The 11,786-nt window shown below is 71.2% G+C and carries 9 protein-coding genes; 3 read left to right on the plus strand and 6 right to left on the minus strand.

All coding sequences use genetic code 11. The features are described from left to right. Positions 1-2: 2 nt before the first annotated feature. Genes iolD through iolC form a run of 4 tightly spaced genes read right to left on the minus strand, consistent with a single transcriptional unit; the run spans position 3 to position 5,033 of the window. Positions 3-2,054 (minus strand): 3D-(3,5/4)-trihydroxycyclohexane-1,2-dione acylhydrolase (decyclizing), encoded by a 2,052-nt coding sequence (gene iolD, locus ACU6P3_RS11040; RefSeq protein WP_447196966.1) that lies wholly within the window; start codon positions 2,052-2,054, stop codon positions 3-5. Then, on the minus strand, positions 2,051-3,004 hold the full coding sequence (gene iolB / locus ACU6P3_RS11045; protein ID WP_447196967.1) for a 5-deoxy-glucuronate isomerase: 954 nt from the start codon (positions 3,002-3,004) through the stop codon (positions 2,051-2,053). The genes iolD and iolB overlap by 4 nt, the downstream gene beginning before the upstream one ends. 17 nt (positions 3,005-3,021) lie before the next feature. Beyond that, positions 3,022-3,903 carry a Cgl0159 family (beta/alpha)8-fold protein gene (locus ACU6P3_RS11050; protein ID WP_447196968.1) on the minus strand — a complete coding sequence of 294 codons (882 nt, stop codon included), beginning with the start codon at positions 3,901-3,903 and terminating at the stop codon, positions 3,022-3,024. Beyond that, the gene (gene iolC / locus ACU6P3_RS11055) at positions 3,900-5,033 is read right to left on the minus strand and encodes a 5-dehydro-2-deoxygluconokinase (protein ID WP_447196969.1); all 1,134 of its coding nucleotides are present in this window, start codon (positions 5,031-5,033) and stop codon (positions 3,900-3,902) included. Before iolC ends, ACU6P3_RS11050 begins: the two co-directional genes overlap by 4 nt. Positions 5,034-5,172: 139 nt before the next feature. Here iolC and ACU6P3_RS11060 point away from each other — a divergent pair, with 139 nt between their 5' ends. Continuing rightward, positions 5,173-6,084: a sugar phosphate isomerase/epimerase family protein gene (locus ACU6P3_RS11060; RefSeq protein WP_447196970.1), complete on the plus strand. Its 912-nt coding sequence runs from the start codon at positions 5,173-5,175 to the stop codon at positions 6,082-6,084. Between the two features lie 122 nt (positions 6,085-6,206). On the opposite strand, the gene ACU6P3_RS11065 is transcribed toward ACU6P3_RS11060, so the two are convergent. Next, on the minus strand, positions 6,207-8,585 hold the full coding sequence (locus ACU6P3_RS11065) for an MMPL family transporter (protein ID WP_447196971.1): 2,379 nt from the start codon (positions 8,583-8,585) through the stop codon (positions 6,207-6,209). A 147-nt stretch (positions 8,586-8,732) separates the two neighbouring features. Here ACU6P3_RS11065 and ACU6P3_RS11070 point away from each other — a divergent pair, with 147 nt between their 5' ends. Both ACU6P3_RS11070 and ACU6P3_RS11075 read left to right on the plus strand, forming a co-directional pair. Then, positions 8,733-9,425 carry a TetR/AcrR family transcriptional regulator gene (locus ACU6P3_RS11070; RefSeq protein WP_447197843.1) on the plus strand — a complete coding sequence of 231 codons (693 nt, stop codon included), beginning with the start codon at positions 8,733-8,735 and terminating at the stop codon, positions 9,423-9,425. A gap of 117 nt (positions 9,426-9,542) precedes the next feature. Further along, positions 9,543-9,806 (plus strand): heavy-metal-associated domain-containing protein, encoded by a 264-nt coding sequence (locus ACU6P3_RS11075; RefSeq protein WP_447196972.1) that lies wholly within the window; start codon positions 9,543-9,545, stop codon positions 9,804-9,806. Positions 9,807-10,294: 488 nt separating this feature from the next. On the opposite strand, the gene ACU6P3_RS11080 is transcribed toward ACU6P3_RS11075, so the two are convergent. Further along, a complete protein-coding gene (locus ACU6P3_RS11080) occupies positions 10,295-11,593 on the minus strand; it encodes a citrate synthase (RefSeq protein WP_030748413.1) in 1,299 nt (432 codons plus the stop codon). Positions 11,594-11,786: the final 193 nt, after the last annotated feature.

Below are 11,786 nucleotides of genomic sequence, written 5' to 3' on the forward strand. Positions count from 1 at the left end.
CCTCACAGATGACGGCGCCGGGCGGCGGCGTGGCGGTCGTAGTCCGTACGAGCCCTGACGGCGGACGCGCGGGTCGCCGTCCCGGCCACGGGAACATCCCACCACGCCTGCGCCTGCGGGACCCCCGGCCCGGTGTCGCCCGTCCCTGTCTCCACGTAAACACAGGTGGCTTCCCGGGCGGCCCGCGCCCGGGCCAGTGCTTCGCGCAGGTCACGGACCGTCTTGGCGCGGATCACCCGCATTCCGAGAGAGGCGGCGTTGGCGGCGAGGTCCACGGGCAGCGGGTCGCCGGTGTACGTGGCGTCCTCGGCCCGGAACCGGTAGGCCGTGCCGAAGCGCTCCGCGCCCACCGCCTCGGAGAGGCCGCCGATGGAGGCGTAGCCGTGGTTCTGGAGGATCACGACCTTCAGGGGCAGCCGCTCCTGGACGGCGGTGACGATCTCCGTGGGGTTCATCAGGTAGGTGCCGTCCCCGACGAAGGCCCAGACCGGCCGCTCGGGGGCCGCGAGCAGCACTCCGAGGGCCGCCGGGATCTCGTATCCCATGCAGGAGTAGCCGTATTCGACGTGGTACTGGTCGCGCGAGCGGGCCCGCCACAGCTTGTGCAGGTCGCCGGGGAGCGAACCGGCCGCGTTGATGACGATGTCCTCGCCGGTGGCCAGCGCGTCGAGCGCGCCGAGGACCTGCGCCTGGGTCGGCGGTCGCAGTTCGTCTTCCGCGTCGAAGGCCGCCTGGACGCGCTGCTCCCAGCGTTCCTTGGCCGCGCGGAACTCGGCTTCGTACGAGGCGGGGACGCGGTACGGCGACGGCTCTCCGTCCTCGAGCCGCTCACCGACCTCACCCCTGCCGCCGGCCGGCCCGGCCAGGGCGGCGAGCAGCCCCTCCAGGGCCGTACGGGCGTCGGCCACCAGCGGGTGGGCCGCGAGCTTGTGGGCGTCGAAGCCGGTGACGTTCAGGTTCAGGAAGCGGACTTCCGGGTTCTGGAAGAGGGTGGCGGACGCGGTGGAGAAGTCCGACCAGCGGGTGCCGACGCCGATGACCAGGTCGGCTGTCCTGGCCAGTTCGTCGGCCGTGGCCGTGCCGGTGTGACCGACGCCGCCGACGTCACAGGGGTGGTCATGGCGCAGGGAGCCCTTGCCCGCCTGGGTGGCGGCCACGGGGATGCCCGTCGCGTCGGCGAACGCGGCCAGTACGTCCTCCGCCCCGCTGTAGCGCACCCCTCCGCCCGCGACCAGCAGCGGGCGCCGGGCGGCCCGTACCAGCGTGACGGCCTCGGCCAGTTCCTCCGGGTCCGGTGCCTGACGGCGGATCCGCCAGACGCGCTCGGCGAAGAACTCCTCCGGCCAGTCGTACGCCTCGGCCTGGACGTCCTGGGGCAGCGCGAGGGTGACGGCGCCCGTCTCGGCGGGGTCGGTGAGCACCCGCATCGCGGCGAGCGCGGCGGGGATCAGCGCCTCGGGGCGGGTGACGCGGTCGAAGTACACCGACACGGGGCGCAGGGCGTCGTTGACGGAGACATCGCCGGCCGAGGGGACTTCGAGCTGTTGGAGGACGGGGTCGGCGGGCCGGGTGGCGAAGACGTCTCCGGGGAGCAGCAGGACCGGGAGTCGGTTGATGGTCGCGAGGGCGGCTCCGGTGACGAGGTTGGTGGCGCCCGGGCCGATGGAGGTGGTCACGGCGTGGGCGGAGAGGCGGTTGCTCTGGCGGGCGTACCCGACGGCGGCGTGCACCATGGCCTGTTCGTTGCGTCCCTGCAAGTACCGCATGTCCGCCCGGGACTCGACAAGGGCCTGTCCTACACCCGCCACGTTGCCGTGGCCGAAGATGCCCCAAGTGGCGTTGATCAAACGCCGGCGACGGCCGTCCCGCTCCGTGAACTGGCGGGCGAGGAAGGCGATCAGAGCCTGGGCGACGGTGAGGCGCCGGGTGTGCGGGCGGGCGCCGGCGCGCGCGTCTTCGCCGGTGCGCGGGGCAGCCTCCGGGGGCGGGTCTTCGCCGAGGCCCGGGGCATCGCCGGCGCGCGCGTCCTCGCCGGGGTACGGGGTCGTGGTCATCGCGCGTCCTCCCCGGCCGCGGGGCCCGGGCCCGTCCCGTACAGCGGCAGACGGGGATCCACCGGGAGGTCCGGCCAGGTGTCCCTGATCCAGCCGTGGTCGGGGTGGTCGCTGATCAGCCACTCCCGCTTCTCGCCGGGGCCCGCCATCACGTTGAGGTAGTACATGTCCCGGCCGGGCGGGGCGATCGCCGGGCCGTGCCAGCCGTCCGGGATGAGGACCGTGTCGCCCGTACGGACCTCGGTGAGCACGTCCGTGCCGCCGCGTCGGGAGGGCGAGACACGCTGGTAGCCGACCCCGTCGCGGTCGATCTCGAAGTAGTAGATCTCCTCCAGCTCCGACTCGGCCCCCGGGATGTGCTCGTCGTGCTTGTGCGGCGGATAGGAGGACCAGTTGCCGCCGGGGGTGATGACCTCGACGGCGAGCAGCCGGTCGCAGGCGAAGCCGTCGGGCATGGCGAAGTTGTTGACCTGGCGCGAACAGACGCCCGCGCCGCGCAGCAGGACGGGAACCTCCGGCGCGGGGCCGTAGCGAGCGGGGAGTCGTCGCTCGCACTTCGCTCCTGCCAGGGCGAAGCGGCCTCCAGCGCCGGAGGCGATCTGTGCGTGGGCGTCGCGGGGCACATAGGCGAAGTCGGTCGCTCCGCCGAACACGCTTCGCCTGCCCAGCAGTTCGAAGAACTCGCCTTCCGTGTGCACCGTACAACCGCCCTCGAGGGGCAGGACGATCCACTCGCTGTTTCCGGTCGCCAGCGTGTGGCTGCCGCCGGGCGGGAGTTCGAGAACGCGCAGGCTGCTGTAGGCCCAGCCGGCCCGCTCGGGGTCGATGTCGAGGGCGTACGGGCCACGGGCACCGCTCCCGGCGGGCACGTAGCGGTCGTGCGGCCCGGAGGCCGGGGCGCCGGGCCCGGCCGGCCGGCCCGGTCCGCTCGGTTCATGGACGGTCGTCATGCTCTCTCCCCTACCCTTCACAGCAGTCCCACGGCCGTGTCGACGGCTCCGGCCACGTCACCGTCGGCCGGATAGAGCAGCGAGCGCCCCACCACCAGCCCCTGGACGGTGGGCAGTCGCAGCGCCTTGCGCCACCTCTCGTACGCGCCCTGCTGGTCACCCCCCGTCTCGCCGCCCAGCAGGACGGCGGGCAGCGTCGAGGTCTCCAGCACCCGCGCCATGTCGTCGGGATCCTCGGTGACGGGCAGCTTCAGCCAGGTGTACGCGGAGGTGCCGCCCAGCCCGGAGGCGATGGCTATCGACCGTGTGACGGCCTCGGCGCTCAGGTCCGTGACGAGCCGTCCGTCGGCCCGGCGGCAGATGAACGGCTCGACGAAGACCGGCAGCCGCAGCGCCGCCATGGCGTCGACGGCCCGGGCGGCGGAGTGCAGGGTGGTCAGCGAGCCGGGGTCCGCGTAGTCGACGCGGAGCAGCAGCTTGCCCGCGTCGAACCGGAGCCGGTCGAGGTCGTCGGGGCGGTGCCCCGTGAAGCGGTCGTCCAGTTCGAAGGCCGCGCCCGCGAGGCCACCGCGGTTCATGGAGCCCACGACGACGCGGTCCTCCAGGGCACCCAGGAGCAGCAGGTCGTCGAGGATGTCGGCGCTGGCCAGCACGCCGTCGACACCGGGGCGCGACAGGGCCAGACACAGCCGCTCCAGCAGCTCCTGACGGTTGGCCATGGCGGACCGGCTGTTCCCGACCGCGAGCGCGCCCCGGGCCGGGTGGTCGGCGGCGATGATCATCAGACGGCCGGCGGGGCGCAGCAGGGGCCGCCGGACCCGGCGGGCGGCGGCCTCGGCGACGGCTTCCGGGTGGTGCGCGCGCAGCCGGACGAGCTCGGTGACATCGACGCGGGTCACGCTCCGGCCTCCTGGGCGGGTCCGGCGGCCGGGGAGGTGGCCGCGGGCGCGGCCGAAGGGTCCGCCGCGGCAGTCGGCCCGGCGGCCGGGGGCGGCGCCGCCGAACGGGTCGGCTCCTGGGCTGTTTGCCGCTCCTGATCCGGTCGCTGATCCGGTCGCTGGTCCGGTCGCTGATCCGGGACCGGGCCGCCCGCGACGACCTGGCCGACCTCGTCGTCGTACGGCATGGCGGAGGAGCAGGCCAGCCTGGCGGCGACGATCGCGCCCGCCGCGTTGGCGTACCGCATGACCCGTGTCAGTTCCCAGCCCGCCAGCAGCCCGTGGCACAGCGCGCCCCCGAAGGCGTCTCCCGCGCCCAGCCCGTTGACGACCTCGACGGGGACGGGCGGGACCTCGGCGCGGGTGCCGTCCCGGTGGACGGCGAGGACGCCCTTCGGTCCCTGTTTGACGACGGCCAGTTCGGCCCCGGCGTCGAGGAGGGCCCGCGCCGCGCCGTCCGGATCCCGCTCCCCCACGGCGACCTCGCACTCGTCGAGATTGCCGACGGCGACGGTGGCGTAGCGCAGCGCCTCCGCGTAGTGGGCGCGGGCGGCGGGACCGGCGTCGTCCCAGAACATCGGCCGCCAGTCGAGGTCGAAGACGGTGGTGCCCCGGCGATCCCGGGCCCGGAGCGCGGCCAGCGTGGCGGAGCGGCTGGGCTCGGCGCACAGCCCCGTCCCCGTCATCCAGAAGACGCGGGCCGCCCTGATCGCGTCCAGGTCCAGCTCGTCCGGGTGAATCTCCAGGTCCGGCGCCTTGGGCTGCCGGTAGAAGTAGAGCGGGAAGTCGTCCGGCGGGAAGACCTCGCAGAAGGTCACCGGCGTCGGGTACGCGTCGACCGGGGTCACCCAGTGGTCGTCCACCCCGAATTCCCGGAGCGCCTGGTGGAGGTAGTCCCCGAACGGGTCGCGTCCGGTGCGGGTGATGACCGCCGCGCGCCGGCCCAGCCGGGCCGCGGCGACCGCCACGTTCGTCGCGGAACCGCCGAGGAACTTCCCGAAGGCGTCGACCTGCGCCAGCGGGACCCCGGTGCGCAGCGGGTAGAGATCGACCCCGATCCGGCCCATGGTGATGACGTCGTGCGCAGGCATGCAGGCCCCTTCGTTCGACCCTTCGGTGCGACGGCCATTGCCAGGTTTAGTGCTCCCGGCGGAACCCTGTCAACGTTTTGTCCTTACATTCGGACCAAGGCCTTGACACCTTTTCCGCGGGGCCGGAAAGCTGGTCGGCATGACCTCCTCCGCACCCTCGCAGAACCGCATCCGGGTCGGATCGGCCCCCGACTCCTGGGGGGTGTGGTTTCCCGACGATCCGCGCCAGGTGCCCTGGCGGCGTTTCCTCGACGAGGTCGCCGAGGCGGGCTACGAGTGGATCGAGCTCGGCCCGTACGGGTATCTGCCGTCGGATCCCGCCCGGTTGGGCGAGGAGACCGCCCGGCGCGGGCTCAAGGTGTCGGCCGGGACGGTCTTCACCGGGCTCCACCGCGGGCCCGCCGTCTGGGAGGAGACCTGGGCGCACGTCTCGGACATCGCCGCGCTCACCCGGGCGATGGGCGCGGACCACCTGGTCGTCATCCCCTCGTTCTGGCGCGACGACAAGACCGGGAAGGTCCTGGAGGACCGCACGCTCACGCCGGACCAATGGCGCGATCTGACCTCATCGACCGAGCGTCTCGGCCGGGAGGTGCGGGACCGGTACGGGCTGCGGGTCGTCGTCCATCCGCACGCCGACACCCACATCGACACGGAGGAGAACGTCAGCCGTTTCCTCGACGCGACCGACCCTTCCCTGGTCTCGCTCTGTCTGGACACCGGCCACTACGCCTACTGCGGCGGTGACAGCGTCAAGCTGATCGAGACGTACGGCGAGCGGATCGGCTACCTCCATCTGAAGCAGGTGGACCCGGAGATCCTGGCCGACGTCGTCGCGAACGAGGTGCCCTTCGGGCCCGCCGTGGGGCGCGGGGTGATGTGCGAGCCGCCGGCCGGTGTACCGGCGCTGGAGCCGGTACTGGCGGCGGCCCGGCGGCTGGACGTCGACCTCTTCGCCATCGTCGAGCAGGACATGTACCCCTGCCCGCCGGACAAGCCCTTCCCGATCGCCGAACGTACGCGCCGCTTCCTGCGTGGCTGCGGAGTCTGACGGCGGACACGCGATCGCGTCGCTCGTCTCGACCGACGGGCCCGGTCCCGGACCGCCCCGAGGACCACCCGCCTCCGACTCCGCCCTCTACGCCGTCGCCCCCCTGTTCCGCTCGCCCTTGCTCACCTCTTGCTCCGCGCCCCCGACTCCAGTTCCTTGCCCGGTCCGGACGTTCCTTCCGATCCCTCCGGCCCGTCCGAGCCCTGCTGCCCGTCGGACGTCCCACTCGTCTCCGCCCCTCGGCCGTCGGCCTGGTGATGACGCTCCTCCGCCCTCGGGGCGGACTCGCCCTCGCTCAGCCCGAACCGGACGTGGAACCGGCGCAACGGGCCCGGCGCCCACCAGGTCGCCCTGCCGGTCAGCTTCATCACCGCGGGAACCAGCAGACTGCGCACCACCATCGCGTCCATGAGCACGGCCAGTGTGATGCCGAGCCCCAGCAGCTTCGTGCTGGTCACCCGCGAGGTGCCGATGGCCACCATGACCACCGCCAGGAGCAGGGCGGCCGCGGTGATCAGCCCTCCGGTGCGCTGGAGCCCGAACGACACCGATCGCTCGTGGTCACCGCTGCGGTCGTACTCCTCCTTGATCCGGGAGAGCAGGAAGACCCCGTAGTCCATGGAGAGCCCGAAGGCCACACAGAACATCACGACCGGCAGCGTCGTCTCTATGTCCCCCGTGGCGGTGAAGGCGAGCGGACCGGAGAGGTGGCCGTCCTGGAAGACCCAGACCACCGCCCCGAACATCGCGGTCAGGCTGAGGGCGTTGAGCACGACCGCCTGGATCGGTATCAGCACGCTGCCGGTGAGCAGGAAGACCAGGAACAACGTCGCCACCACGATGAGGGCCAGGGCCAGCAGCAGCCGATCCCCTATCGCTTCCTTGGAGTCGACCAGGACCGCTGCCGTACCGGTGACCGAGGTGTCGAACTCCGCCGGCTCCGCACGGATCCCCCGGACCAGGTCCTGGGCCTCCTCGCTCACGGCCTCCCCCCTGGGCAGCACCGTGAAGTACGCGTGCCCGCCCTCACCGGGGACGGGGCCGTCGGCCCTCGCCACCCCGGGAAGGGCGGCTATCCGGTCGCGGTAGTCGGCGTACTCGGCGGGCGTCGCATCGCCTTTCGTGAGCACCTGGAGGCCACCACTGGGGTTGCCCGGGAAGTTGTCGCGGATCTCCTGCTGGACGACCCGGGACTCGGCGCTCGACGGCAGCTGCCGGTCGTCGGCCGTGCCGAACTTGACGCCCAGGAAGGGCGTCCCGAGCAGTACCAGGCCGGCCGTGGTGGCGAGGGCGAAGAGCGGGGCCCTGCGCATCACCAGCGCGGCCGTGCGCCCCCACCTGGCGCCGGGCTCCACGGCACCGGACGCCGCCTCGGCGCCGGAACTGCCGTCGCCGACCGCCCCGCCCGCACCGGTGCCCTCACGGCCCTTGCCTCGCCCGCGGCGCAGCAGACGCCGAAGGTCCAGGGCATTGACCCGGTGGCCCAGCAGCATGAGCGCGGCGGGCAGCAGGACCAGCGCGGCGGCGGCCGCGAGCAACACCACCGCGATGCCGGCATAGGCGAAGGAACGCAGGAAGTACTGAGGGAAGACCATCATGGCGGCCAGCGACACCGCCACGGTCAGCGCGGAGAACAGCACCGTACGCCCGGCGGTGCGCAGCGTGGTGCCGACGGCCGCTCTCACCTCGGCGCCCCCGGCCAGCTCCTCGCGGAAGCGGCGCACGATGAACAGGGCGTAGTCGATGGCCAGCCCCAGGCCCAGGGCAGTCGTCAGGTTCTGGGCGAAGATCGAGACCTCGGTGAGCTCGGTGAGCCCGCGCAGCACCGCGTCGGTCCCCAGGATGGCGACGACACCGAGCCCCAGCGGCAGCAGGGCGGCGACCGCGCTGCCGAAGACCATCACCAGCAGCACCAGCGTCACGGGCAGGGCGACCAGCTCGGCCCGCAGCAGGTCCTCCTGGATCGTGGTCTGCACCTCGTGCCGGATGGCGACGGGACCGCCGAACGAGACCTCCACCGGCCCCCGCTCGCCGCGGAAGGCGGGCGCTATCCGGTCCAGGGTCGCGGCGGCGGTCTTCTCGTCCCCCTCGAGCCGCGCGACGACGAGCGCTTGCCGCCCGTCCTCGGCGCGCAGCGAGGGTGCCCGGGTCTGCCAGTACGACCCGACGCCGGTGATGCCCTTCTCCGCCGCCAGCCGCTCGGTGATCCTCTTCGCCTCGGCGGCCACGGCGGGTTCGTCCACGCCGCGGGTCCCGCTGTCGACGAGCAGCAGCAGATTCGGCTGGGAAGCGGGGAACTCCCGCTCCAGCGCCTTGGTCGCATAGGTCGACTCGGCGTCCGGATCCTCCCAGCCGCCGCTGCTCAGCCGGTCCCCGACGCCGCCTCCCGCGAACACGGCGAGCACCGTGATCACCAGCGCGGCCAGCAAGGTCAGCCTCGGACGCGCGGTGACGAAACGGGTCCACCCGCCGAGCGGCGGCGCCGTGTTGACTTCGGACATGGTGCGGTGTCCCCTTCACCGTGACCCATGTCTCCGCACGGGTCGGCCAGTACCCATAGACTGAAAATACGAGCCCCCACTCGCAATACAAGAATGCGAGTGACCTCTCGCATTTGTCAACTGATCCAGGAAAGCCGGGGGATTGATATGCCGGAGGCGAACAGCGACGACGCCGAGGGCACGCGACGGAAGGCTCCGGACCCCGCCGCCGCGACCGCGCGACCGCGCCGCCGCCAGGCGCGCGGCGAGCGTCGCATCGCCCAGATCCTCGACGCCGCGGCCACCGTGTTCTCCACCGCCGGCTACACGGGCGCGAGCACCAACGCCATCGCCCGCGAGGCGGGCATCTCCCCCGGCACGCTCTACCAGTTCTTTCCCAACAAGGAGGCCATCGCCGTCGAGCTGGGCGATCAGCTGCTGCGACGCTGGCGCGCCACCTACGGCCGGGCGCTCACGCCCGCCCACCTCGAACTGCCCCTGGAGGAGCTGCTGGAAGCGGTCCTGGACCCGTTGATCCGGTTCAACCACGAGAACCCGGCGTTCGGCGTCCTCATGCACGGCCCCGACATTCCCGGAAAGATCGCGATGGACCACGCGGACCTGCACTCGTCCCTGCTCTCCCAGGTCGAGGGGATCCTGAGCGGCCACCTCTCGGAAGCCTCGCCGGCCGAGGTCTCCCGGATCGCCCGGCTCGCCTTCGCCACCTTCAAGGCCGGACTCGACCTGACCCTGTCCGTCGAGCCGGACGAGCGTGACGCGTACATCACCGAGTTGAAGACCCTCCTCTTCCGCTACCTGCAGCCGCTCGTAGAGGACTGCCGGGCGCGACCCGCCTCCTAGGCTTCGGTTTTATACCCCCTGGGGGTAAAGTCGAATCCGAGGTTCGGCGCCACCGGGTCCCCGCGACCCTCCGGCGCCCCACAGCCCTCCCCAGCAACGCCCGAAGAGGAGATCGCCATGACCGCCGAGACGCAGCCCGAGACCACCGACCGGACCACCTCCCCCGACCAGGTCACCACCGTCTACCGTGTCACCGGCATGACCTGCGGACACTGCGAAGGCGCCGTCGCCGGCGAGATCTCCGGGATCGCGGGCGTGACCTCCGTGCAGGCCGTCGCCGCCACCGGAGAGGTCACCGTCGTCTCCAAGGCCCCGCTGGACGAGACCGCCGTGCGCGCCGCCGTGGACGAGGCGGGTTACGAGCTGGCCGCGTCGGCCTGAGCCGCCCCGCGCCCCGCCGGTTACCAACTCTTTGCATCGAAGAGCCTTCACATGAACCACAAGACCTTCACAAAGAGATCTAGATCACATAGATTGATGGGTAACCATGAGGACAGCTCGCGAGTCTAAGAGGACGATGCCAGAGAACGTCTTGGGGGACGTTCAGCGGCATGTCAGGGGATGTCTTGGGGGACATCCCGGACAAGCGATTGGCCGGGGCACGTGCACCGGGGAGCTTTGAGCGGCCCTCCCGTACGTACCCCGGTCCGACCGCGCGAGTAGCCGTTGCTGGTTACGGCAGACGCCCGGCCCGGATCCCGTGGGGGGAATCCGCTCCGGGGATATGGAAAGCGCCCCGCTCGCCGACCCGTGGGGGGATCGGCGGCGGGGCGCTTTTCGGTGGCCCGGAAGCTCCGGAGGTGCTCACAGACCCGGGGCGCTCGGAGACCCGGGGGCTCTCAGCGGGGCTCAGAGGTGCTCAGAGGTGGTCAGCGACCCTCCACCGGAACGAAGTCACGCAGGACCTCGCCGGTGTAGATCTGGCGCGGACGCCCGATGCGGGAGCCGGGCTCCTTGATCATCTCGTGCCACTGGGCGATCCAGCCGGGCAGCCGGCCGAGCGCGAACAGCACGGTGAACATCTCGGTCGGGAAACCCATGGCCCGGTAGATCAGCCCCGTGTAGAAGTCCACGTTCGGGTAGAGCTTGCGCTCGACGAAGTAGTCGTCGGCCAGCGCGTGCTCCTCCAGCTTGAGCGCGATGTCGAGCAGCTCGTCGGACTTGCCGAGCGCCGAGAGGACATCGTGCGCCGCCGCCTTGATGATCTTCGCCCGGGGGTCGAAGTTCTTGTAGACGCGGTGCCCGAAGCCCATCAGCTTGACGCCGTCCTCCTTGTTCTTCACCTTGCGGATGAAGGAGTCGACATCGCCGCCGGACGCCTGGATGCCCTCGAGCATCTCCAGCACCGACTGGTTGGCACCACCGTGCAGCGGGCCCCACAGGGCGCTGATGCCGGCGGAGATCGAGGCGAACATGTTCGCCTGCGAGGAGCCGACCAGGCGCACGGTGGAGGTCGAACAGTTCTGCTCGTGGTCCGCGTGCAGGATCAGCAGCTTGTCCAGCGCCGAGACCACGACCGGGTCCGGCACGTACTCCTGCGCCGGGACCGAGAAGGTCATCCGCAGGAAGTTCTCGACGTACCCGAGGTCGTTGCGCGGGTAGACGAAGGGGTGGCCGATCGACTTCTTGTACGCGTACGCGGCGATCGTGGGCAGCTTGGCCAGCAGCCGGATCGTGGACAGGTTGCGCTGCGTCTCGTCGAACGGGTTGTGGCTGTCCTGGTAGAAGGTCGACAGCGCGCTGACCACGGAGGACAGCATCGCCATCGGATGGGCGTCACGCGGGAACCCGTCGTAGAACCGCTTGACGTCCTCGTGCAGCAGCGTGTGCTGGGTGATCTCGTTCTTGAACGCGGCGAGCTCGTCGACCGTCGGCAGTTCGCCATTGATCAGCAGATACGCCACTTCGAGGAAGCTGGACCGCTCGGCCAGCTGCTCGATCGGATAGCCGCGGTAGCGGAGGATGCCCTGCTCGCCGTCCAGATAGGTGATCGCGGACTTGTAGGCGGCGGTATTGCCGTATCCGCTGTCCAGAGTCACCAGACCGGTCTGAGAACGGAGCTTCCCGATGTCGAAGCCCGTGTCACCGACGGTGCTGTCGATCACCGGGTAGGTGTACTCGCCGTCGCCGTACCGCAGAACTACCGCGTTGTCGCGTTTCTCGCTCACGTCATCCCTCACCGACGTAGTGCCTCTTCTTCGAGGTGCCCTGACTGTCTCTACCATCCCCCATTTGGCTCAGGAGAGTGCACTCGGGGTCGGCCATTTGGCCTTTTGGCGGCACTCAGTGCCGCCAGCCTGCCCATCCTGCCCCCTTCGCCCCGGGTTACGAAAGCCCGCATCACCGTTTCCTCCCAGGCTC

Source organism: Streptomyces hebeiensis (assembly GCF_052983195.1).

Bases quoted from the DNA above. Each gene is read 5' to 3' on its own strand.
- iolD (WP_447196966.1), bottom strand. From the start codon at position 2,054: ATGACCACGACCCCGTACCCCGGCGAGGACGCGCGCGCCGGCGATGCC.
- iolB (WP_447196967.1), bottom strand. From the start codon at position 3,004: ATGACGACCGTCCATGAACCGAGCGGACCGGGCCGGCCGGCCGGGCCC.
- iolC (WP_447196969.1), bottom strand. From the start codon at position 5,033: ATGCCTGCGCACGACGTCATCACCATGGGCCGGATCGGGGTCGATCTC.
- ACU6P3_RS11060 (WP_447196970.1), top strand. From the start codon at position 5,173: ATGACCTCCTCCGCACCCTCGCAGAACCGCATCCGGGTCGGATCGGCC.
- ACU6P3_RS11065 (WP_447196971.1), bottom strand. From the start codon at position 8,585: ATGTCCGAAGTCAACACGGCGCCGCCGCTCGGCGGGTGGACCCGTTTC.
- ACU6P3_RS11070 (WP_447197843.1), top strand. From the start codon at position 8,733: ATGCCGGAGGCGAACAGCGACGACGCCGAGGGCACGCGACGGAAGGCT.
- ACU6P3_RS11075 (WP_447196972.1), top strand. From the start codon at position 9,543: ATGACCGCCGAGACGCAGCCCGAGACCACCGACCGGACCACCTCCCCC.